The 18,965-nt window shown below is 70.6% G+C and carries 18 protein-coding genes and 2 pseudogenes; 10 read left to right on the top strand and 10 right to left on the bottom strand.

Features of this window, described 5'->3' with window-relative positions; genetic code table 11:
• Positions 1-78 precede the first annotated feature (78 nt).
• The 4 genes from AB0H86_RS20450 to rsmI form a co-directional block, all read right to left on the bottom strand.
• Positions 79-1,476 carry a ubiquitin-like domain-containing protein gene (locus tag AB0H86_RS20450; protein ID WP_362440217.1) on the bottom strand — a complete coding sequence of 466 codons (1,398 nt, stop codon included), beginning with the start codon at positions 1,474-1,476 and terminating at the stop codon, positions 79-81.
• 160 nt (positions 1,477-1,636) lie between these two features.
• Positions 1,637-2,548, bottom strand: coding sequence for a TatD family hydrolase (locus tag AB0H86_RS20455; RefSeq protein WP_362440220.1), 912 nt, complete (start codon positions 2,546-2,548; stop codon positions 1,637-1,639).
• A 58-nt stretch (positions 2,549-2,606) separates the two neighbouring features.
• Complete coding sequence (locus AB0H86_RS20460; protein WP_362440223.1) at positions 2,607-2,984, bottom strand: hypothetical protein; 378 nt, start codon at positions 2,982-2,984, stop codon at positions 2,607-2,609.
• Between the two features lie 300 nt (positions 2,985-3,284).
• Positions 3,285-4,157, bottom strand: a complete 873-nt coding sequence (gene rsmI, locus AB0H86_RS20465) for a 16S rRNA (cytidine(1402)-2'-O)-methyltransferase (protein WP_362440226.1) — start codon at positions 4,155-4,157, stop codon at positions 3,285-3,287.
• A gap of 63 nt (positions 4,158-4,220) precedes the next feature.
• Here rsmI and AB0H86_RS20470 point away from each other — a divergent pair, with 63 nt between their 5' ends.
• From AB0H86_RS20470 to AB0H86_RS20480, 3 genes are all read left to right on the top strand, one after another.
• Entirely contained in the window at positions 4,221-5,963 is a 1,743-nt protein-coding gene (locus tag AB0H86_RS20470; protein WP_362440229.1) for a phospholipid carrier-dependent glycosyltransferase, read from the top strand.
• A 124-nt stretch (positions 5,964-6,087) separates the two neighbouring features.
• Positions 6,088-7,725, top strand: coding sequence for a penicillin-binding transpeptidase domain-containing protein (locus AB0H86_RS20475; protein ID WP_362440232.1), 1,638 nt, complete (start codon positions 6,088-6,090; stop codon positions 7,723-7,725).
• Between the two features lie 96 nt (positions 7,726-7,821).
• A complete protein-coding gene (locus AB0H86_RS20480; protein ID WP_362440236.1) occupies positions 7,822-9,501 on the top strand; it encodes a penicillin-binding transpeptidase domain-containing protein in 1,680 nt (559 codons plus the stop codon).
• Here AB0H86_RS20480 and AB0H86_RS20485 read toward each other — a convergent pair.
• On the bottom strand, positions 9,478-9,849 hold the full coding sequence (locus AB0H86_RS20485; RefSeq protein ID WP_362440239.1) for an SsgA family sporulation/cell division regulator: 372 nt from the start codon (positions 9,847-9,849) through the stop codon (positions 9,478-9,480). The two genes, AB0H86_RS20480 and AB0H86_RS20485, sit on opposite strands and share 24 nt — an antisense overlap.
• Before the next feature lie 222 nt (positions 9,850-10,071).
• Here AB0H86_RS20485 and AB0H86_RS20490 point away from each other — a divergent pair, with 222 nt between their 5' ends.
• The 6 genes from AB0H86_RS20490 (at position 10,072) to AB0H86_RS20515 (ending at position 15,007) form a co-directional block, all read left to right on the top strand.
• The gene (locus AB0H86_RS20490; protein WP_362440242.1) at positions 10,072-11,121 is read left to right on the top strand and encodes an energy-coupling factor ABC transporter permease; all 1,050 of its coding nucleotides are present in this window, start codon (positions 10,072-10,074) and stop codon (positions 11,119-11,121) included.
• Entirely contained in the window at positions 11,121-11,882 is a 762-nt protein-coding gene (cbiQ, locus tag AB0H86_RS20495; protein WP_362440246.1) for a cobalt ECF transporter T component CbiQ, read from the top strand. The genes AB0H86_RS20490 and cbiQ overlap by 1 nt, the downstream gene beginning before the upstream one ends.
• Entirely contained in the window at positions 11,879-12,628 is a 750-nt protein-coding gene (locus AB0H86_RS20500) for an ABC transporter ATP-binding protein (RefSeq protein WP_362440249.1), read from the top strand. Before cbiQ ends, AB0H86_RS20500 begins: the two co-directional genes overlap by 4 nt.
• A gap of 14 nt (positions 12,629-12,642) precedes the next feature.
• On the top strand, positions 12,643-13,113 hold the full coding sequence (locus AB0H86_RS20505) for a MarR family transcriptional regulator (RefSeq protein WP_362440679.1): 471 nt from the start codon (positions 12,643-12,645) through the stop codon (positions 13,111-13,113).
• Between the two features lie 150 nt (positions 13,114-13,263).
• The gene (locus tag AB0H86_RS20510; RefSeq protein ID WP_362440252.1) at positions 13,264-13,746 is read left to right on the top strand and encodes an organic hydroperoxide resistance protein; all 483 of its coding nucleotides are present in this window, start codon (positions 13,264-13,266) and stop codon (positions 13,744-13,746) included.
• 79 nt (positions 13,747-13,825) lie between these two features.
• Positions 13,826-15,007 carry a serine hydrolase domain-containing protein gene (locus AB0H86_RS20515; RefSeq protein ID WP_362440255.1) on the top strand — a complete coding sequence of 394 codons (1,182 nt, stop codon included), beginning with the start codon at positions 13,826-13,828 and terminating at the stop codon, positions 15,005-15,007.
• On the opposite strand, the gene AB0H86_RS20520 is transcribed toward AB0H86_RS20515, so the two are convergent.
• The 3 genes and pseudogenes from AB0H86_RS20520 to AB0H86_RS20530 form a co-directional block, all read right to left on the bottom strand.
• Positions 14,997-15,272: a DUF1876 domain-containing protein gene (locus tag AB0H86_RS20520; protein ID WP_362440258.1), complete on the bottom strand. Its 276-nt coding sequence runs from the start codon at positions 15,270-15,272 to the stop codon at positions 14,997-14,999. The genes AB0H86_RS20515 and AB0H86_RS20520 overlap by 11 nt on opposite strands.
• A gap of 98 nt (positions 15,273-15,370) precedes the next feature.
• Positions 15,371-15,499, bottom strand: a pseudogene (locus tag AB0H86_RS20525) (EamA family transporter); the annotation flags it as partial.
• Positions 15,500-15,520: 21 nt separating this feature from the next.
• On the bottom strand, positions 15,521-16,282 hold the full coding sequence (locus AB0H86_RS20530) for a methyltransferase domain-containing protein (RefSeq protein WP_362440261.1): 762 nt from the start codon (positions 16,280-16,282) through the stop codon (positions 15,521-15,523).
• A gap of 670 nt (positions 16,283-16,952) precedes the next feature.
• Here AB0H86_RS20530 and AB0H86_RS20535 point away from each other — a divergent pair.
• On the top strand, positions 16,953-17,597 hold the full coding sequence (locus tag AB0H86_RS20535; RefSeq protein ID WP_362440264.1) for a CBS domain-containing protein: 645 nt from the start codon (positions 16,953-16,955) through the stop codon (positions 17,595-17,597).
• Between the two features lie 545 nt (positions 17,598-18,142).
• On the opposite strand, the gene AB0H86_RS20540 is transcribed toward AB0H86_RS20535, so the two are convergent.
• Both AB0H86_RS20540 and AB0H86_RS20545 read right to left on the bottom strand, forming a co-directional pair.
• Complete coding sequence (locus AB0H86_RS20540) at positions 18,143-18,736, bottom strand: hypothetical protein (protein ID WP_362440267.1); 594 nt, start codon at positions 18,734-18,736, stop codon at positions 18,143-18,145.
• Positions 18,733-18,852: pseudogene (locus AB0H86_RS20545) on the bottom strand (peptide-methionine (S)-S-oxide reductase); the annotation flags it as partial. The gene AB0H86_RS20540 and the pseudogene AB0H86_RS20545, both read right to left, overlap by 4 nt.
• Between the last annotated feature and the right edge of the window lie 113 nt (positions 18,853-18,965).

The following is an 18,965-nucleotide window of genomic DNA, read 5'->3' on the forward strand; positions in this document are numbered from 1 at the left end:
TCGGCGCGGCCGACCAGTACTCCGCTCGACCAGTACTCCGCCGGGCCGGCCGCCCCGCCGACCAGCGGCTGGGGCGGCTCAGCCGTGCAGCCGTCCTCCGCAGTGCGGCCACGGACCGGTCCCCTGCCGCATGTACAGCTTCTTCGCCCGGAGCGTCTGTTCGGACTCCGTCGCGTCCTGCGGCCGTCCGGTCCCTCCGAGGCTCTGCCAGGTCTGCGTGTCGAACTGGTAGAGCCCGCCGTACGTCCCGGAGGAGTCGACCGCTCCGGGACGCCCCCCGGACTCGCACGCCGCGAGCCCCTGCCAGTTCAGCTGGTCCGCGCCCTCCACTGAGGTCGGCAGCGGCTTCGTGCCCACCTTCACCACCTGCGCCCGCGGCTCCCGCACCACCTCGGTCCTGACCCACCGGGGCTTCTGCCGTACCCCGTTGACGGTGCGCAGGGTGTACGTGACCCGCCGCAGCCCCGGCTGCCCGGCCCGTTCGACGACCTCGGTCCCCTGGAACAGCGAGGCGTCCTCGGTCCGCTCCACGCCGAACGGGATCAACTCCTCCCGGACCTCCTTCGTACCGGTGATCCGCAGCACGGTGACGGTCTGCCCGTCACGCGGGAAGCTCTCCGGCCCCACGGACGTGGCGTCCTGCCCGCGCAGGGTGATCCCGGCCTCCGCGACGGCCTCGCGCACGGTGGCCGCGTTGGTGCGGATCGTGCGGGCCCGGCCGTCCGCCATGACCGTCACGGAGCGCTCGGTGCGCACGCGCAGCGCGAGCCCCTCGCGCCCGATGCGCCGGGAGCGCGAGGCGGACAGATACGCGCCCTCCGCACGCACCCCCATCTGCTGAAGCGCCTCCTCCACGGTGTGCGCCGTCGTCCACACCTCGCGCCGCTGACCGTCCAGGGTGAGCCGTACGGGACGTGCGTAGTGCACCGCGACCTCGTCGCCGCTGGCGAGTGCCTCGCCGGGAGCGGGCACGATCACGTCGTGCGCGCCCACCTCCACGCCCTCCTCGGCGAGCAGTTCGGTGACGTCGTCCGCGAAGGTGTGCAGGGTGCTCGGCCGGCCGTCGACACTCAGCTCGATCGCCTTGTCCTCGGCGACGAACGCGGTGGTGCCGCCGGCGAGGAAGGCGACGACCAGCGCCTGCGGAAGCAGCCGTCGCATGGTGCCGTCGATCCGCTCGGCGGACCGCGCCCGGCGTCGGCGGGTACCGGATCGCCGGCCTGCCACGGCACTCGCGACGGCCTTGGGCGGGTTCTCGCCGGGCCCGCTCTCCGCCGGGCGCGGGAGCACCGGCTCGGGCACCTCGTAGGCGGGCCGGTAGGTGTCCTGGTACGCCGACGGAGCGGCTGCCTCGTACGCCGGCGGCGCCATGTACACGCCGTAGGACACCGTCTCCGCGGTGTGCAGGTCGGTGCGCGGCTCAGGGGCCGGCTCCGTGCCGTACGTCTCGAACGTCTGGTACTGCGAGTTGCTCACGCCGACACGCTCCAGGGGCCGGAGGGGTCCAGAGGGGTCCAGAAGGTCCAGAGGGGTCCGGATCGGGCCCCCAGAACCTAGCGGAGCGATGGTCACTCTCCAAAGTGGCGCGGCTACCCAGAGTTGTGTTCGGGTGGATCGGTAACGGCCCGGCAACGGGTCAGTAGTCGAACGCGCGTGCCGTGTTGGCGGCGAGTGCCGACGCCAACGCGTCCTCGTCGGCACCGCGTACGGCGGCCAGCGCGCGCACCGTGACCGGAATGAGATACGGCGCGTTGGGCCGTCCGCGGTACGGCACCGGCGTCAAGAACGGTGCGTCGGTCTCCACCAGCAGCAGCTCCACCGGGGCGACGGCCACGGCGTCCCGCAGGTTCTGGGCGTTCTTGAAGGTGACGTTGCCGGCGAAGGACATGAAGTATCCGGCGCCGGCGCAGATCTCCGCCATCTCGGCGTCGCCGGAGTAGCAGTGGAAGACGGTGCGCTCGGGGGCGCCCTCCTCCTTCAGCACGCGCAGCACGTCGGCGTGGGCGTCGCGGTCGTGGATGACCAGGGCCTTGCCGTGCCGCTTGGCGATCTCGATGTGGGCGCGGAACGACCTCTCCTGCGCCTCCTTGCCCTCGGGCCCGGTGCGAAAGTAGTCGAGGCCCGTCTCGCCGACGCCCTTGACCTGCGGCAGCGCGGCCAGCCGGTCGATCTCGGCGAGGGCGTCGTCCAGACCGGCGGCCCCGCCCGGCGTGCGCGCACCCTGCCGGGACCATCCTCCCCCAGCCCCAGGGGGCTGGGAGGTGCCCCCAGGGTCGCCGTGGACGATCCGCGGGGCCTCGTTCGGGTGCAGGGCGACGGTCGCGTGGACGGCGTCGTACCGCGCGGCCGTCTCGGCGGCCCACTGTGAACCGGCCACATCGCAGCCGACCTGCACGACCGTGGTCACACCCACCGAGGCGGCCTTCGCGAGCACCTCGTCCACGGTGCCCGTCTGCATGTCGAGGTGGGTGTGGGAGTCGGCGACCGGCACCCGGAGGGGCTCCGGGAGCGGCGGGGCGGCGTTCTTGTCGGCGGCGTTCGAAGACATGCCCCGATCCTACGAAAGGGGCAGGCCCCCCTCGGTCGCCGATCGGTCGCCGCTCGGCTCAACTCGCCTTGCGCTGGAACGGGTGCAGCAGATCGGACAGGTGCCAGTGGTGCTCCTTCTGCTGCCCCTCGGCCGCGGCCGCGGCCGCCGGCACCTCCACCGGACCGGCGGGCGGCGCCTGCTGCTGCCGGTGCGCGGCGTCGCGGGCCGACGCGACCCGGCCCGGCCGCATGATCCGTACGACGTGGTTGTCGCAGTTCGAGCAGGTGGGCCTGGACAGCGGGGAGGGCACGACCTGACCGTTCACGACGTACTGCACGAACTCCCGGCCATCAGCGTCCACATGGTGCTCTATCTGGTACGACTGCTCCCACCCGTGCCCGCAGCGCATGCAGGCGAAGGAATACGACTCGTGGACGACGGCGATCTCACTCATGCCAGCTCCTGTAGTCCGCTGGATCGAGGGGACGGGTACGTCCCTTCCACCAGTGGACGCCTGCGCCGACGCGAACGCACCAAGCCTGTCGAGTGTTGGATCCGATTTGGGCGTCCCTTGCCAAACCGCCCCTTCGACCCGCTCCTGGCTTTGCCTTCCGGGAAGGCTCTTTGCGCGTCCATGGGGCGCACGCTCAGAGGAGATACGCCCTGCTCAGGAACGTGTGCGCCCCTTTGTGCGCCCCTCGTGGAACGCACCTCGGGGGCCCGGGACGCACCTCGGGAAGGCCCGGGACACGCCTCAGAAAGGGCCCGTTCCGGACGCGGCGTTCTTCGCCGCCACCACCGCGTCGAACACCTGCCGCTTGGGCAGCCCCACCTCGGCGGCCACCGCGACGATCGCCTCCTTGCGCCGCTCCCCCGCCTCCTCGCGCACCCGCACCCGCCGCACGAGCTCCGCGGCGTCCAGCTCCTCGGGGCCGCGCTCCGCAGCGCCCTCCACGACGACGGTGATCTCCCCGCGCACCCCCTGTGCCGCCCACTCGGCCAGCTCGCCCAGCCCGCCGCGCCTGACCTCCTCGTACGTCTTGGTCAGCTCGCGGCAGACGGCGGCCCGCCGGTCGCCGCCGAACGCCTCGGCCATCGCGGCCAGGGTGTCGTCGAGCCGGTGCGGGGCCTCGAAGTAGACAAGGGTGCGGCGCTCCTCGGCCACCTCCCGCAGCCGGGACAGCCGTTCGCCCGCCTTGCGCGGCAGGAACCCCTCGAAGCAGAACCGGTCGACGGGCAGCCCGGACAGCGCGAGCGCGGTGAGCACCGCGGACGGTCCCGGTACGGCGGTGACGCGGATGTCCTTCTCCACGGCCGCCGCGACCAGCCGGTATCCGGGGTCGGACACGGACGGCATCCCCGCGTCGGTCACCAGCAGCACCCGCGCGCCGCCCACCAGTTCCTCGACCAGCTCGGGCGTGCGGGCGGACTCGTTGCCCTCGAAGTACGACACGACACGCCCCCTGGGCGTCACCCCCAGCGCCTGTGTCAGCCTGCGCAGCCGCCGGGTGTCCTCGGCGGCGACGACATCGGCACCGGCCAGTTCCGCGGCGAGACGGGGCGGGGCGTCGGATACGTCACCGATGGGAGTGCCGGCGAGGACCAGGGTTCCGGGCGTGTCTTTCACGTTTCCATCCTCGCAGGGCCCCAAGCACGGGACGCACACAGCGCCGTTCCTTACGATGGCGCGGTGACCAGTACCGCGTCCTCCATGGACACCCGGCAGGACCAGGCCCCCCAGGACCAGCGGCCCTCGTGGCAGCAGCGGCTGCGCCGTTTCGGTTATGCGGCGGCGCCCAGCAGCGACGTGCGCGACCGACTGGTGCCGCCGTATGTGCGGCCCAGCCCGCGCTTGTGGCAGGTGCTCGGGGTGTCCCGGCCGGCCGCCGATCGCATCGCCCGCTGGTCCGGCTGGGGCGGGCCGCTGCTGGTGACGCTGTTCGCGGGCGTGCTGCGCTTCTACCACCTGGGCAGCCCCAAGGCGGTGATATTCGATGAGACGTACTACGCCAAGGACGCGTGGGCGCTGGTCCACCGCGGGTTCGAGGTCAACTGGGACAAGAACGTCAACGACCTGATCCTGTCGGGCAGCGGGAACGTGCGGATCCCCACCGACGCGGCCTATGTCGTGCACCCGCCGGTCGGCAAGTACGTCATCGGGCTCGGGGAGCTGATGTTCGGGTTCAACCCGTTCGGCTGGCGGTTCATGACCGCGCTGCTCGGCACCCTGTCGATCCTGATGCTGTGCCGGATCGGCCGCCGTATCTTCCGCTCCACGTTCCTCGGCTGCCTGGCCGGCGCGCTGATGGCGGTGGACGGTCTGGCGTTCGTGATGGCCCGCACCTCGCTGCTCGACGGCGTGCTGATGTTCTTCGTGCTGGCCGCGTTCGGCTGCCTGGTCATCGACCGCGACCGGGCCCGGGAGAAACTCGCCGCCGCGCTCCCGGTGGACGCCGACGGCCGGGCCCGCCCGGACGCGCACATCGCGGAGACGACCCGCTTCGGGTGGCGCCCCTGGCGCTGGCTGGCCGGCCTGATGCTCGGCCTCGCCATCGGCACCAAGTGGAACGGCTTCTACATCCTGGCCGCGTTCTGTCTGCTGGCGGTGCTGTGGGACGTCGGCACCCGCAAGGTCGCGGGCGCGGGCCGCCCGTACGCGACGGTCCTCAGGCGCGACCTCGGGCTGGCGTTCCTCGCCACCGTCCCGGTCGCGATCGCCACGTACGTCCTGTCCTGGCTGGGCTGGATCCTCTCCGCCACGGACGGCAGCGGCGGCTACTACCGCGACTGGGCGAGCAGCGACGGCAGGAGCAGCAGCTGGTCGTGGCTCTTCCCGGACTGGTGGCTCAGCCTGTGGCACTACGAGCACGAGGTCTACAAGTTCAACATCAACCTCTCCTCGCCGCACACGTACCAGTCCAACCCGTGGAGCTGGCTCGTCACGGGCCGCCCGGTCTCGTACTTCTACGAGTCCCCCGCCCCCGGCAAGGACGGCTGCCCCCTCGACGCGCGCGAGAAGTGCGCCCGTGAGGTCCTCGCCCTCGGCACGCCGATGCTGTGGTGGCTGGCCTGCTTCGCGATCCTGTACGTCCTGTGGCGCTGGTTCTTCCGCCGCGACTGGCGCGCGGGCGCGATCGCCTGCGGCATCGCGGCCGGCTACCTGCCCTGGTTCCTCTACCAGGACCGCACGATCTTCTTCTTCTACACGATCGTCTTCGTCCCGTTCCTCTGCCTGGCCGTCGCCATGCTCCTCGGCGCGATCGTCGGCCCCCCGGGCTCCACCGACACCCGCCGCGTCGCCGGCGCGACGGGCGCGGGCATCCTGGTCCTGCTGATCGCCTGGAACTTCGTCTACTTCTGGCCCCTGTACACCGGCACGTCCATCCCGATCGACGAGTGGCGGTCGCGGATGTGGCTGGATACCTGGGTCTGACAATCGGCGAAATCTGTCTCCCGTGTGTCACACCTTCCGCATAGAGTGCCACCCACAACAAGCTTTCTGAACGCGTTCAAGAAGACGTGCGGAAGGCGACGGGGAACGGGGAGGGGGCCGCGGTATGGGCAGAGGGGTGAAGGTCGCCGTCATCGGTGGGGTGTTCGCCGTGATGGTGGGCGGGGCCGGGTACGGGACGTACAACGTCGTGTCCGCGTTGAACGGGGACGGCGGGGGCGGGTCGGGCTCGGCCGGGACCGCGTCCGTGAAGAGCGGGCCGCCGAGCGCGGACGAGGTCAAGGAGACGTCCGCCAAGTTCTTCGCGGCGTGGGAGGAGGGGCGGGCGGCGAGTGCGGCGGGGTACACGAACAACGACACGGCCGCCGAGCCGCTGCTGACGGCGTACGGCGAGGCCGCCCACATCGGCGACGTCAAAATCACGCCCGGGAAGGCGTCCGGTGCCACCGTGCCGTACACGGTGAAGGCGAAGGTGGCCTACGACGGCAAGGCCGAGCCGCTGACGTACAAGAGCGAGCTGACCGTGGTGCGCGGGGTCACCACCGGGCGGGCGCTGGTCGACTGGCAGCCCGCCGTGATCCACCCCGAGTTGCAGCGGGACGACACCCTGGTCACCGGGGAGTCGTCGAACCCGCCGATCGAGGCCGTGGACCGGAACGGGGCCGTGCTGACCGAGGACAGATACCCGTCCCTGGGGCCGATCCTGGACGCGCTGCGCGGCAAGTACGGCGACAAGGCCGGCGGCACCCCCGGCATCGAACTGGTGATCCAGCACGCCGACGAGAACGCCGCCGACACCCCGCTGCTGACCCTCGCCAAGGGCAAGCCGGGCAAGCTGCGGACCACGCTCAGCGCGGGCGCGCAGGCCGCTGCCGAGAAGGCGGTCAAGCAGTACGCCCAGTCCTCGCTCGTCGCCGTCAAACCCAGCACCGGTGAGGTACTGGCGGTGGCGAACAACCGCGGGGACGCCTTCAACGCGGCCTTCGAGGGCGAGGTGGCGCCCGGCTCCACCATGAAGATCATCACCGCCGCGACGCTCATCGACAACGGTGTGACCTCGATGAACGGCCCGGCGCCCTGCCCGGACACCGCGACCTGGCAGAGCCAGACCTTCAAGAACCTCACGAACATGCGGCCCAACGAGAGCGCCACGCTCGCCAACAGCTTCATGCGGTCCTGCAACACGGCCTTCGTCAAGCTGATCGACGAGAAGCCGCTCACCGACGAGTCGCTGACCACGGAGGCCCAGACGCGGTTCGGACTCGGCCTGGACTGGAAGACCGGCATCGTCTCCCGGGACGGCAAGGTACCCGCCGTCAGCGGTCCGGACCGGGCCGCGAACGCCATCGGCCAGGGCCAGGTCCAGATGAACCCGCTGAACCTGGCCTCGGTGACGGCCACTGCGATCACCGGCGACTTCCGTCAGCCCTACCTGGTCTCGCCCGAGCTCGACGATCGTCAACTGGCCACCGCCAAGGGGCTGCCGTCCGGCACCGCGGCGCAGCTGAAGCAGATGATGCGGCTGACCGCGACCGAGGGCACCGCCGTCAACGCGATGGCCGGACTCGGCGGGGACATCGGCGCGAAGACCGGTTCGGCGGAGGTCGACGGGCAGGCCGTGTCCAACAGCTGGTTCACCGGTTTCCGCAACGACGTGGCCGCGGCGGCCATGACGGAGGAGGGCGGCCACGGCGGCGAGGCGGCCGGACCGATTGTCGCAGCTGTGCTACGAGCTGCCGGCTGAACTCATCCACGCGGGACGGGACTCTAGGCTGTTGCCGTCGTTGGGACTGAAGAGGGCATCGGGGACCCTGGGCAATATCGCGGAGGAACAACAGCTGTGGGTAACAGAAGGCGCGTCGCCGAGCGACGGAAGACCAAGCCCGCCGTGGTCGGCGGGATGATCGCCGTCGTCGTCGGCGGCGCCGGCTTCGGCGTCTACGCGCTGTGGGGCGGTGGGGCGGCGGCCGACGACCGGACGCAGTCGACGTCCGCGGGCGCCGACCACAAGAAGGACATCCCGAGCGGTCCGCTCTCGGCGACCGAGGTCACCACCACGGCCCGGACCTTCCTGACGGCCTGGCAGCAGGGCAAGGTGCCCCGGGCGGCCGCCGCCACGAGCGACACCAAGGCGGCCACCACCCTGCTCACCGGCTACCCCAAGGACGCCCACCTCAAGGACATCACGCTCACCGCGGGCGCCCGCACCGGCGACAAGGTCCCCTTCTCCGTGAAGGCCACGGTGTCGTACAAGGGCACCGAGAAGCCGCTGACGTACGACAGCGCGCTCACCGTCGTCCGCGACACCACCGACGGGAAGCCTCAGGTCGAATGGCACTCCTCGGTCGTCCACCCCGACCTCCAGGACGGCGACACTTTGGTCACCGGCGAGTCCGGGACCCCGCCCGTGAAGGCGGTCGACCGGGACGGCGGCGAGATCACCACGGCCAAGTACCCGTCGCTGGGCACGGTCCTGGACGGGCTGCGCGAGAAGTACGGCAAGACGGCCGGCGGCAAGGCCGGCATCGAGCTCAGGGTGATCCGCGGGAAGTCCGCGAAGGCGTCGAAGGCGTCCGACAAGACGCTGCTGGAGCTGAGCAAGGGCACGCCGGGCACGGTGAAGACGACCCTCAACCCGACGCTCCAGGCGGCGGCCGAAAAGCAGGTCGCCAAGAAGGCCAAGTCGTCGGTGGTGCTGCTGCGCCCCTCGACCGGCGAGATCCTGGCCGTCGCGAACGCCTCCCACGGCTTCAACATCGCCTTCCAGGGTTCCCTCGCCCCCGGCTCCACGATGAAGGTCATCACCTCCTCGCTGCTGATCGACAAGGGCCTGGCCTCGGCCGACAAGAAGCACCCCTGCCCGAAGTACTTCACGTACGGCGGCTGGAAGTTCCAGAACGACGACAAGTTCGAGATCAAGGGCGGCACCTTCAAGGCGAGCTTCGCCCGCTCCTGCAACACGGCCTTCATCAGCCAGGCGCCCGACCTGGACAACGACGACCTGACCAAGCAGGCCCAGGAGGTCTTCGGGCTGTCCATGAACAACTGGGCCATCGGTGTGCCGACCTTCGACGGGGCGGTGCCGGTGCAGAGCGCGGCCCAGATGGCGGCCTCGCTGATCGGACAGGGCGGGGTCCGGATGAACCCGCTGAACATGGCGTCGGTGTCGGCGACGATCGAGTCGGGCACCTTCAAGCAGCCCTACCTGGTGTCCCCCACGGTCGACGACCGCAAGCTCGCCACCGCCTCCCGCTCGATGTCCTCGGGCACGCTGTCGCAGCTGCGGGAGCTGATGTCGTACACCGCGGCCTACGGCACGGCCGCCGAGGCGATGTCCGGGGTCACCGGCACCGTGGGCGCGAAGACCGGCTCGGCGGAGGTCGACGGGCAGAAGAAGCCGAACGGCTGGTTCACCGCCTACCGCGGTGACCTCGCCGCCGCTGGCGTCGTCCAGCAGGGCGGGCACGGCGGCGACACGGCCGGCCCGATCGTGGCGTCACTGCTGAAGATGGGTGGCTGAACTCCGTACCGGAGTGGCCATGTACGTCCGCCGCAGGAACCTGAGCAGCGCCTTCGCATCGAACTGCACCACCGAGACACCCTGCGTGGAGTGGAACTCGACGACGGCCTGGACGCGCCCGCACGGCCATACGCGGACCTCTCCGCTGCCGACCGGGGCGCGCAGGCCCTGTTCGAGGAGCGAGCGCGAGAAGGTCCATTCGTGCGAACCGGGCAGTCGGACCCGTACCGAGCGCGGGTCGGTCTCGGGGTCGTAGCGCAGGATGACCGGGACGGCCTCGTCGCCCTCGCGCGGGATGTCCGCGTCCGTGACGATATGAGCTCGAGCGTACTGTTCGACTACAGACATCGTGACGACCCTCTCACGCTGCGTAACCTGTGTGGAAGCTATGCGTCCGCTCCCCCTCCAGCCTCGCACGTTTCCGGGATCGCGCCCCCGGGAGCGGAAATGCTGTTCCTCACGCCCTCGCCGCGTTTCACGCGCTGTTCCCACGCCCACGCCGCGTTTCCCGCACTGTTCCTTCCACGGCGCTCTTGCAAGCCGTTCGCAACAAGCCACTATCATCGAACGGTGCATGTGCCTGACGGATTCATCAACGCGCCCGTATCCGCCGCGACCGGAGTCGTCGCCGCCGGCGCCGTCGCCCTGAGCCTGCGCGGCGCCCGCCGCGAACTGGACGAGCGCACCGCGCCGCTGGCCGGCCTGGTGGCCGCGTTCATCTTCGCCGTGCAGATGCTCAACTTCCCCGTCGCGGCGGGGACCAGCGGACATCTGCTCGGCGGCGCGCTCGCGGCGATACTCGTCGGCCCCTTCACCGGGGTCCTGTGTGTGTCCGTGGTCCTGCTGATGCAGGGCATCCTGTTCGCGGACGGCGGTCTGACCGCCCTCGGCGTGAACATCACGGACATGGCGATCGTCACGACGGTCGTCGCGTACGCCGTCTTCCGGGGGCTGGTGAAGGTGCTGCCGCGCACCCGCCGGTCGGTGACGGTCGCCTCGTTCGCCGCCGCGCTGCTCTCGGTCCCGGCCGCGGCCCTCGCCTTCACCTTCCTGTACGCCGTCGGCGGCACCACGGACGTCGCCATCGGCAAGGTCGCCACCGCCATGGTCGGCGTACACGTCCTGATCGGCATCGGCGAGGCCGCGATCACCGCGCTGACTGTGGGCGCCGTCATCGCCGTACGCCCGGACCTGGTGTACGGCGCCCGTGGCCTCCACCAGAAGCTGAAGCTGCGGGTGAACGGCGAACTCGTCGACGTCCCCGACGCTCAGCCCGTTCCCGTCGCCGCCCGCTCGCACCGCAAGCTGTGGATCACCGGCCTGGTGAGCTCCCTCGTACTGGCCGGATTCGTCAGCTTCTACGCCTCCGCCAACCCCGACGGGCTGGAGAAGATCGCCGCCGACAAGGGCATCGACAAGCAGACGAAGGAGCACGCGAACGCGGACTCCCCGCTCGCCGACTACGGCGTCAAGGACATCGAGGACGCCCGGCTCTCCGGCGGTCTCGCGGGCGTGATCGGCGTCGGCGTCACCGTCGTCGCGGGCAGCGCGGTGTTCTGGACGGTGCGCAGGCGCCGTACCGACGACACCTCTCCCGCGAGCACGAGCACGAGCGTCTGATGGGCGCCGGGCACGCGCACAGGCTCTACCGGCACGGGCACTCGCCCGTGCACGCCCTGCCACCGCACACGAAACTCGCGGCGACCTTCGCGTTCGTGGTGGTCGTGGTGTCGACCCCGCGGGAGGCGATGTGGGCGTTCGGCCTGTACGCCGTGCTGCTGGCGTCCGTCGCGTACGCGGCCCGGGTGCCGGCCAGGTTCCTGCTCAAGCGGCTGCTGATCGAGGTCCCGTTCGTCGCGTTCGCGGTGCTGATGCCGTTCGTGGCGGAGGGCGAGCGGGTCGAGGTGCTGGGGCTCTCGCTGAGCGTGAACGGCCTGTGGGGCGCCTGGAACGTGCTCGCCAAGGGCACTCTCGGCGTCGCCACCTCCGTACTCCTCGCCTCCACCACCGAACTGCGCGAACTCCTCCTCGGACTCCAGCGGTTGAAGCTGCCGCCGCTGCTGGTGCAGATCGCGTCCTTCATGATCCGGTACGGCGATGTCATCACGGACGAGATGCGGCGGATGCGGATCGCCCGGGAGTCACGGGGCTTCGAGGCGCGGGGCGTGAAGCACTGGGGCGTGCTGGCCAAGTCGGCCGGGGCGCTGTTCATCCGCTCCTACGAACGCGGGGAGCGGGTCCATCTGGCCATGGTCAGCCGGGGGTACGCCGGTTCGATGCCGGTCATCGACGAGGTGACCGCGTCCCGGGCGCAGTGGTCGTACGCCTTCACCCTGCCGTTCGCGGCTCTCGTCGTCTGCGTGTTGGGATGGGCACTATGACTGCTTCCCTCGAGGTCTCCGGCCTCGCCTTCGCCTACCCGGACGGGCACCAGGCGCTGTTCGGGGTGGACTTCGCCGTCGCCCGGGGCGAGCGGGTCGCGCTGCTCGGTCCGAACGGCGCCGGCAAGACGACCCTGGTGCTGCACCTCAACGGCATCCTGAGCGGCGGCACGGGCTCGGTGAAGGTGGCCGGGCTGCCCGTCGGCAGGCAGCACATGGCCGAGATCCGGCGCAAGGTCGGGATCGTCTTCCAGGATCCGGACGACCAGCTCTTCATGCCGTCCGTGCGTGAGGACGTGGCCTTCGGCCCGGCGGCGGCCGGGGTGAAGGGGGCGGAGCTGGAGGAGCGCGTGGACCGGGCGCTGGCCCGGGTCGGCATGGCGGAGTTCAGGGACCGGCCGCCGCACCACCTCTCGTTCGGGCAGCGGCGCCGGGTGGCCGTGGCGACGGTCCTCGCGATGGAGCCGGAGATCCTCGTCCTCGACGAGCCGTCCTCCAACCTCGACCCCGCCTCCCGCCGCGAACTCGCCGACATCCTGCGCTCGTTGGACGTGACCGTCCTGATGGTCACGCACGACCTGCCGTACGCCCTTGAGCTGTGCCCCCGTTCGCTGATCCTGAGCGACGGCACCATCGCGGCCGACGGCCGGACCGGCGAGCTGCTCTCCGACGACGCGCTGATGCGGGCCCACCGGCTGGAGTTGCCGTTCGGATTCGACCCGCGGTCCGTGACAATGGGCGCGTGACGAACCAAGGGCGCGTGACGAACCAGGAGTTCACCGGTGACGAGGGCTCGCTGCTGCTGGACGACCAGCTGTGCTTCGCGCTCTACGCGGCCCAGCGCGCGGTGACGTCCGCCTACCGTCCGCTCCTCGACGAGCTCGGGCTGACCTACCCGCAGTACCTGGTGCTGCTGGTGCTGTGGGACCGCGGCGAGATCACCGTCAAGGAGCTCGCGGGCGCGCTGCGGCTGGACTACGGCACGGTGTCGCCCCTGCTCAAGCGACTGGAGAGCGCGGGTCTCGTACGCCGGGAGCGGGCGGCGAGCGACGAGCGCTCGGTGCTCGTGGCGTGCACGGGCCGCGCGGAGGAGCTGAGGGAGCGCGCGGCACGGGTGCCCGGCGCCCTGCTCGCGGCGACCGGGCTCGACGGCGCGGAGGTCGCGCGGTTGCGTGCGGAGCTGTGGGCGCTGGCGGAGCGCGCCGAGGCGGCGGCGGACCGCGCCCGCTGATCGATCGGCAGGCGGGGCGCACCCGCTGATCTCGGGTTACCCACGGTTGCTACCCCCTGGTAACGGCAGCCTCCCTACCAGCAAGTACCTTGTGCACGATGCCCTTGTGCACGATGCACTTGTGCGCACCTGTTCCGGGGGGAGCCGGCCATGACTGACGACACCGCCGTCGAGGCGACTGTCAACACCACGGGCGACACCGCTGTCGACACCCGTCCTTCGAAGATCGTGTACGTCGCCGAGGCCACCGCGCACGGCGGCCGGGACGGCTATGTCACCAGCCAGGACGGCCGGATCGAGCTGAAGGTCGCGATGCCGCCACAGCTCGGCGGCGACGGCGACGGCACCAACCCGGAGCAGCTGTTCGCGGCCGGCTACAGCGCCTGCTTCCACAACGCGCTGGTGCTGGTCGGCCGCCGCTCCGGCTTCGACCTGACCGGGTCCACGGTCACCTCGAAGGTCGGCATCGGCCCCAACCCACAGCGCGGCTACGGCCTCGCGGTCGCCCTCAGCGTCTCGCTCCCGGTCCTCGACCCTGACATCGCGGCCAAACTGGTGGACGCGGCCCACGAGGTCTGCCCGTACTCGAACGCGACCCGCGGCAACATCGACGTCACCACCGTTCTCGGCTAGCGAGACACCGGAATCCAAGGCCGTACGGGCATGTTTCACTCGCTGTCGTAGGCGAAGCCATCGGACAGGGAGTACGGACGTGGACGTGAACGGCACTGTGGCCGAGGGCTTCGAGCCGGTCAGGGACGCGTTCGTGCGGAACTTCGAGGCGCTCGGGGACCGGGGCGCGGCCGTCGCCGTGTACCGGGACGGGCGGCGGGTCGTCGATCTGTGGGGCGGCACCAGGGACGTCGACGGGAGTGCACCCTGGCAGCGCGGCACCGCCCAGGTGATGCGCTCGGCGACCAAGGGCGTCGCCGCCGCCGTACCGCTGCTGCTGCACCAGCGCGGGGAGCTGGATCTGGACGCGCCGGTGGGTGAGTACTGGCCGGAGTTCAAGGCGCGCGGCAAGGACCGGGTGCTGGTGCGGCAGGTACTGAACCACCGGGCCGGGCTGCCGCTGCTCGACCACCCGATCACGCCGACGGACGCCCTGGACCCGCGCCGGGGCCCGGAGGAGGTCGCCGCGCAGGCCCCCGTCTGGGAGCCCGGCACGGACCACGGGTATCACGCGCTGACATACGGCTGGATGCTCGACGAGCTGGTGCGGCGTGTGACCGGGCAGGGCACCGGTGAGTGGATCGCGGCCGAGATCGCCGGGCCGCTGGGCCTGGACCTGTGGCTGGGGCTGCCTCAGGCGGAGGAGGCGGCGGGCCGGACCGGCCGGGTCGGCCGGATCGAGGACCCCGAGCCGGCCCCGGGTCCGGGACTGCGGGTGCGCCCGAAGCGCTCGGTCACCAAGGCCTACGACGACCCGGACTCCCTCACCCGCCGGGCGTTCGCCGCGATCACCCCGTTCCCCGACCAGAACGACCCGGCGTACCGGGCGGCGGCCCTGCCCGCGACCAACGGCATCGCGACCGCCGACGCACTGGCCCGCTTCTACGCGGCACTGATCGGCGAGGTCGACGGCATACGGCTGTTCGACCCGGCCACCGTGGCGGCGGCACGCGCCGAGGAGTCGGCGGGACCGGACCGTGTCCTGGTGGTCAACACCCGCTTCGGCCTCGGCTACATGCTGCACGGCAGCGCGTCCCCGCTGCTCGGCCCGGGCTCGTTCGGGCACCCCGGCCGCGGCGGCGCGCTAGGCTTCGCCGACCCGGAGGCCGGCGTCGCCCTCGGCTATGTCACCAACGGTTTCCGCAAGTCCGTGACGGCGGATCCGCGTGCGCAGGCACTGGTCAGGGCCGTACGCGGGGTGCTGGAGCAGGTCACACGTTGATCGGGTGGGACGTCCGCCCGGACACCTCGTCGATCTCGCCGTGCGCCTTGGTCAGCAACCGCATCGCGAGTTCGTTCAAAGCGCGGGCCGCGGCGATCTCCTCCCCCACCCTCGGCTGGTTCGAGTCGATGTGATGGCGGCTGGCGTGCCCCTGCGTACGTACCTCGGTACCGTCGGGCAGGCGCACCATCGCAGCCGCCCGGGTGCGCTGATCGTCCTCCTTGAACTCCAGCTCGATGTGCCATCCCACAGTGGTGTGCACCATGACGATCACCTCCGGAAGACCTGCTTCCAGGGTGCTCCTCGACGGCCCCGGACGCACCAGTGGGGCGCGGGGCCCCTGTCCGCCGGTCCGCCCTATCCCTATCCCGACCCCGCGTGCAGCATCAGCCCGATCCCGAGCACCAGCAGCCCGGCCGCCGCGATCCTGGGCGCCCCGAACCGCTCCTTGAAAAACACCGCCCCGATGGCCGCGCCGACGATGATCGACGTGATGTTGCTGGTCATGTTCGTCTACCTGCCTGCAACGAGCAGGCGGTATCCGTAGTCCATGCTCTGCTGGCCCAGAAGGTCGCCGTGGCGGCGGAGCCAGGTTCCGGAGTCGAGGTCGGCGTGGAGCCGGGCGATCGCCGGCTCCACGACGGACGGCGGCAGCTGGGCGAAGGTGGAGCTGGCCCGGCGGATGACCGGGTCGAGGTAGCGCTCCGGGCGGCGCCAGTGGGCGCACTGAAAGCCGTCAGTGAAGTCGTGCGGGATGGCAAAGGGCATCACCGTGTGCGCGTCGAGCGCGTCGGCGACCTCGGTCACCGGGGTGAAACGGGCATGGTCCAGCTCACGGATCTCCGGCAGGTACTCCTCGAGTAGCCACAACTCCGGCCGGTGCGTCGGATCCCAGGTGAAGACGACCTGCCTGCGGGCGACGCGGCGCAGTTCGCCAAGTCCCCGATGCAGGTCGGGCCAGTGATGGACGGTCAGGATGGCCATGGCCGCGTCGAAGGAGCCGTCCGCGAACGGCAGGGCTTCGGCTCCGGCCATCACCTTCTTCGTCCCAGGGTGCTGGTCGAGCATGACCTGAGAGGGATCGACAGCTGTCACGTCGGCGTCCTCCGGCTCATAGGAACCGGTGCCGGCGCCGACATTGACAACGGTACGGGCGCCTTCCAGGGCCTGGCCGATCAAGGCGTGCAGTCGGGGATCGGGACGTCGGATGTCGCTGTATCCGATGCCGATGCGGTCGTAGGTCGCCGACGGACGGTCGGCAGCGGCGGTGTCCATATGGCCAAGCCCAGCAGGTCGGCATAGGCGAAGACCAGAGATTAATGGGCCGAATGTTGCCAGGGACCAGCAGGACACCGCAGGCACCAGACTCGGATCCTGGACGAATGGCGTGGCCTCAGCACTCCTGAACAGCGAACTTATTACTGTATGAGCGAAGCTTGATCGACGTCTTGCGTAGCCAAGCGTCGGGGTGATGCGGGGCCTCGACCGTAGCGTCACGTCGAATGGACAGCGCTACAGCCGATCAAGGTGGACTTGAGCTTGGCGCAGCTACTCGTCCTTGAGATCTGGTGCAGGAGCCACTCCCGTCGGGCAAGACGTCCCCAGTTCGTCGAACGGGATACCTAGCTTGACTCCCGTCCCGCCCAGCCCGCAGTACCTGTCCGGGTTTTTGCTGCCCGAAAGGTACTGCTGGTGACTGCTCTCGCTTGACCAGGATGGGTGTTTTGGCTCGCGCTGTCGGCTGCTCAGCGCTCGACGAAGCGAGTCGGCCATGCGGTGATCGGCTCGCTGGACGCCGCCGTGGGACCGCCGGCCCTTCCCGTCAGGCCGAACGTCACTGGCCGCCGGAGCGGCGCGGTGCTGTCATGGGTAGGGAGACGGGCGTGGACGAGCGGCCGCGGAGGCCGGGGCGCCGCCCCGTCGAGAAGCGGAGGAGGCCGATGCCATGCTGCACCGCCGCAAGGTCGGTGACGTGATGACCGAGGAGGTCATCACCCTCCGCCCCAACACACCGTTCCACGAGATCGCCGCCCTGCTGGACGCGAACGACATCGTCGCGGCCCCGGTCATCGACGACGAGGGCGCCCCCATCGGCGTCGTGTCCGCGTCCGACGTGCTGCGGCGCGAGACCGGCATGCCCGATCCGCAGGGGCAGGACGGGAACGACGAGCGTGCCTGGGGCAAGGCCCGGGCCCGGACCGCGAGCGCGCTCATGAGCAGCCCCGTCTTCACCGCCCGTGCCGATTGGACAATCCCCCGGGCCGCGCGGGAACTCCGCAGGCGGCACGTCAAGCAGCTGCCGGTGGTCGGCGACCACGGGCTCCTCACCGGCATCGTCAGCCGCAGCGACCTGTTGGACACTTTCATCCGCTCCGACGTTGAGATCCGCGGCGAGGTCGAGCGGGACGTCCTGGGGCGCATCCTCGGCCTGGAAGAGGGCACCGTCGCGGTCGAGGTCCGGGACGGGGACGTTACCCTGCGGGGTGACGTCCCGGAATCGCGTCTCGTCCCGGTGGTCGTGGGCCTGTGCCAGGGCGTCGACGGTGTCGTCGCCGTGGAAGCCCACCTCGCGGCCGCCCGGGCGGACTAGTCGTTGGTGACTTCGCGGGCCGGAGCGATGCGCCTCGAGCTGTACGTCCCTGTTTGATCGCTCGACGTCCTGGACTCACGGAACTGCCCAAGCAGGTTGAAGAGCCCGGCCACCGCGGCAGCGTCTTCGTCTGCGGTCAGCGACCGGAAGCGCGATGCGTCGACCGCCGGCAGTACGAGGCGGAGGGCGAGTGCTTCCCAGATGAGGTTGGTGCCATGGCCCAGCTCTTCGGCCAGCCACTCGCGGAAACCGGCGAGCGCCGTTCGTCCGCTGCCCTCGTGGTACCCGTTGAGGTAGGCCGCGTAGCACCAGAAAGTGCCGTCCAGGCCGTAGGCGCCGGGGCGCCGCCGGATGTCCGCCAGCAGATCCGGGAGATCAAGCCGTACAGCGAGTCACTCACTCTTCGGTGAACTTCGCGACCCCGATCGGGCACGACACCCCGGTCCCGCCCAGCCCGCAGTACCCGTCCGGGTTTTTGCTGCCCGAAAGGTACTGCTGGTGTCAGACCTCGGCCGGTGGGATGCCCTGCAGTACCTGCTTCCCTTTCAGAGGCCGGCTGGGTGGCTGGAGAGCCAGTCGGTGTGCTGACCGCGCACCCGGTCGCGTTCCGCGGGCGTGGCGAGGATGACGTCTGCGCCGCCGTCGTAGGGGTGGTGGATGCGTCGTAGTTCCGTGTCGGTGATGAACACTTCGACGAGCGTCTCGTCCGCGACGGCGCGCAGCAGATCATCGACGCAGCCGCGTTCCCACGGGCGCCGGTCGGCGTACAGGCGTGTGTGGGTGTGGAACTCCGGGTCGGGGTCGTCCTGCTCCGACTCGGTCCACCAGCGGATGCCGTCGGGATGCAGCGTCTGTCGCGGTGTCGGGTGGCCGGCGGGCCCGGTCGGCGTGTTCGACCAGTCCATGGTCACCACGAACACGTCCGTGCCCGCGAACAACTCGTCGAGGACCGTGTTGTACCGGTCCAGCACGATCGCGTACTCGTCCTCGGACTCCGGGTAGCGTTTCGAGCCCGGAAGGCTGTGGAAGCGCGCCCAGCGATCCGCGTACGTGCTGCGGAACGTGTGGGCGACGGGAGGGCCCGACGGATGCCGGTACCTCCACAAAGCCGCCAGATCGGGCGTTGCGGCGAGACTCACCCCTCGGCCCGAGCCACGCCGGTCGGGCAGGAGACGCCGGTCCCGCCCAGCCCGCAGTACCCGTCCGGGTTTTTGCTGCCTGAAAGGTACTGCTGGTGGTAGCACTCGGCCGCGTAGCAGTCGCACCACCTGCGGGGGAGGATCCCTGCGCTCGATGTTGAAGTAGCCCGTGAGGACACCTGGCGAGGAACGACGCCGGGGTGTTCGGGATGCCTCATCCAGCCCCCTG

It is taken from the genome of Streptomyces sp. NPDC050997 (assembly GCF_040660135.1).
GTDB lineage: Bacteria > Actinomycetota > Actinomycetes > Streptomycetales > Streptomycetaceae > Streptomyces.

What these genes read in the sequence shown, in the direction of transcription:
- AB0H86_RS20455 (WP_362440220.1), bottom strand. Translation starts at nt 2,548, where the DNA reads ATGTCTTCGAACGCCGCCGACAAGAACGCCGCCCCGCCGCTCCCGGAG.
- AB0H86_RS20485 (WP_362440239.1), bottom strand. Translation starts at nt 9,849, where the DNA reads ATGTCTGTAGTCGAACAGTACGCTCGAGCTCATATCGTCACGGACGCG.
- AB0H86_RS20520 (WP_362440258.1), bottom strand. Translation starts at nt 15,272, where the DNA reads ATGGTGCACACCACTGTGGGATGGCACATCGAGCTGGAGTTCAAGGAG.
- AB0H86_RS20475 (WP_362440232.1), top strand. Translation starts at nt 6,088, where the DNA reads ATGGGCAGAGGGGTGAAGGTCGCCGTCATCGGTGGGGTGTTCGCCGTG.
- AB0H86_RS20500 (WP_362440249.1), top strand. Translation starts at nt 11,879, where the DNA reads ATGACTGCTTCCCTCGAGGTCTCCGGCCTCGCCTTCGCCTACCCGGAC.
- AB0H86_RS20535 (WP_362440264.1), top strand. Translation starts at nt 16,953, where the DNA reads ATGCTGCACCGCCGCAAGGTCGGTGACGTGATGACCGAGGAGGTCATC.
- AB0H86_RS20530 (WP_362440261.1), bottom strand. Translation starts at nt 16,282, where the DNA reads ATGGACACCGCCGCTGCCGACCGTCCGTCGGCGACCTACGACCGCATC.
- AB0H86_RS20510 (WP_362440252.1), top strand. Translation starts at nt 13,264, where the DNA reads ATGACTGACGACACCGCCGTCGAGGCGACTGTCAACACCACGGGCGAC.
- AB0H86_RS20460 (WP_362440223.1), bottom strand. Translation starts at nt 2,984, where the DNA reads ATGAGTGAGATCGCCGTCGTCCACGAGTCGTATTCCTTCGCCTGCATG.
- cbiQ (WP_362440246.1), top strand. Translation starts at nt 11,121, where the DNA reads ATGGGCGCCGGGCACGCGCACAGGCTCTACCGGCACGGGCACTCGCCC.